The following is a 2,336-nucleotide window of genomic DNA, read 5'->3' as shown; positions in this document are numbered from 1 at the left end:
GCATCTTCTGACCTTGAAAAACTGGTGAAATTTTTACAGGATAATCCAGGTTTAAGGATCGAAATAGCTTCACATTCAGACAGCCGCGGCAGCGATTCAAGTAATCTACTTCTTAGCCAGTCAAGAGCACAAGAGGTAATTAACTTCGTGCAAAAACAAGGAATAGACAGAAGCAGATTAATTGCAATAGGATATGGAGAAACAAGATTAGTTAATGGTTGTATCAACGGTGTAAATTGTACGGAAGCACAGCATGAACAAAACAGGAGGACCGAATTCAAAGTAATTACTAAATAATTAAGGGCCGGAAATGTTCTCAGCTGGGCGGAAGGCTGTAAGCTTTTTGCTATCAGCGTCCTCCGTTTTTACTTTGTGTGCTTTGTGGTTAAAATTCCGTTTCTGTTAAGACCCTTTCCATTTCACGCAAAGACCGCCGAGGTTTACGCAAAGGTCGCCAAGCTTTGGGCACCCTTTCTGCGCCGTCCGTGTGTGCTTTTCGTACTCTGCATTTAAATTTGCTCTAATCGCAAGGTACGAGTGGTGGAAGTCTTGATTCCTGTCTTTTAGCTCTCGATTACTTTAAGATACGTTTGTGGAAGTCTTTGCTCCTGGTTTTTGATTCATAAACCCCATCTGAAATCAACAACCCAAACAACCACCTCCCCCTCTAGAAAAATCAAATAAATAATTTTAAACAGAAGACCCCCTTCCCATCATATGCCGGTTCGTTTTTCCCCGAAACATTATATTTACATGGAAAATTCCAGCATGAATAAAATATCTTTGTGTAGATATTGTTTATATAGAAGTCAAGTATTAATCAATTGAGATCAAACCCTCTATTTAATTTTTTCAGTCTGTCATCTTTCTGCATTCTCTGTTCCGGGTTAGCGGCATGCGACTCCCAAAAACAGACCGTTGCAAGCCGGGGAATGCAGAACCTGACTGCGCATTACAATATTCTTTATAATGCAAATGAATTGGTAGATGAGAGTGAACGCAATATCCAGCTGGTTACCCAGGATGATTATGAAAGGCTCATTTCAGTTTACAAAGAGCCCAAGGAGACTACAGCTCAGGGCGAAATTAAAAACCTTGACCAGGCGATACTAAAGGCAAACGTAATTACTAATGAAAAGTCTTTGAGCAACTATGTAGACGATGCCTATTTCCTGATCGCAAAAGCGAATCACCTGAAGGCAAACTTTTATAATGCATCTGAATTTTTTACATACGTATATACATCATATCCTGACGAAAAAGAGCTGAGGCAGGCGGCCCTGGCATGGAAAGCCCGTTCCCTTATTGAATCCGGACGATTTGAGGAAGCCGAAGTGACCCTCGACACTGCTTTTAAATATATCGAGACTGAAAAGGAATCCGTCGGCGACATTTATGCCACCAGAGCTCAGCTTCATCTTTACGCTCAACAGGATGAACCTGCAATTACTCTTCTCGGGCAAGCAATTAAATATGCGCGTAACCGGCAAAATAAGATCCGCTGGACGTATCTTCTTGCCCAGCTTCAGCAGCTCACTAAGAAAACTGAAGCGGCCTACGATAATTATACAGAGGTAGTAAAAAGCAACGCTCCTTTTGACATGGCCTTCAACGCTAACCTGAGCAGGATAAGTATTCGGGATGAACAGACCGGAAATAAGGTCAGCCGGTCACAGCAGCTGAGATCTCTTCTAAGAGATGATAAAAACAAAGATTTTATTGACCAGATCTATTTTCAAATTGCTAATAGCTACGCAAATGAGGAGGATCTGGACAAAGCGATAGAAAATTATAATCTTTCTGTAAAGAACAGCACTAAAAATTTAACTCAGAAAGGGCTTTCCTATCAGAAACTTGCTGAAATTTATTTCGATCAGTCTGATTTTGTAAGATCAAAGGCATATTATGACAGCACGTTGGCTTCATTGCCCAAAACATATCCGGATTATGCCCTGATAAATACAAAGGCGTTGAACCTGGAACTTCTCGCCGACAGGCTAACAACAATTTCACAACAAGATACGCTGCAAATGCTGGCGAGCCTGCCTGAAGCTGACAGGGAGCTAAGGATAGGTGCTCTTGTTCGGGAGCAAACTTTAAAAGCGCTTAAAGCAGCTGGAGCTTCTGCCGGTTCTAGCTTGCCGGGACCCACACAAGCCCTGGCAAATAGTGTTAAAGAAGGTAAATTCTATTTCAATAACTCCATTGCTTTAAACCAGGGGCTCATTGATTTCAAGAAACGATGGGGAAATAGAAAGCTTGAAGACAACTGGAGAAGAAGCCAAAAGTCAGCAACCGATATAACGACAACAATATCTCCTGATCAGGCTATCGCA

Annotated in this window: 1 protein-coding gene and 1 pseudogene; both read left to right on the top strand. The window is 41.7% G+C overall.

What is annotated here, in order from left to right; genetic code table 11:
* Positions 1 to 297 (top strand): OmpA family protein (locus WKF69_RS10435; protein ID WP_340381642.1); only part of this gene is annotated, 297 nt, incomplete at its 5' end.
* Positions 298 to 932: 635 nt separating this feature from the next.
* Positions 933 to 2,336 (top strand): annotated as a pseudogene (locus tag WKF69_RS10430) (gliding motility protein); the annotation flags it as partial.

Origin of the sequence: Daejeonella sp., from assembly GCF_037719425.1 — a bacterium.
GTDB lineage: Bacteria > Bacteroidota > Bacteroidia > Sphingobacteriales > Sphingobacteriaceae > Daejeonella.
The sequence above is the reverse complement of the archived record's forward strand: the minus strand, read 5'-3'. Positions and strand labels throughout refer to the sequence as shown.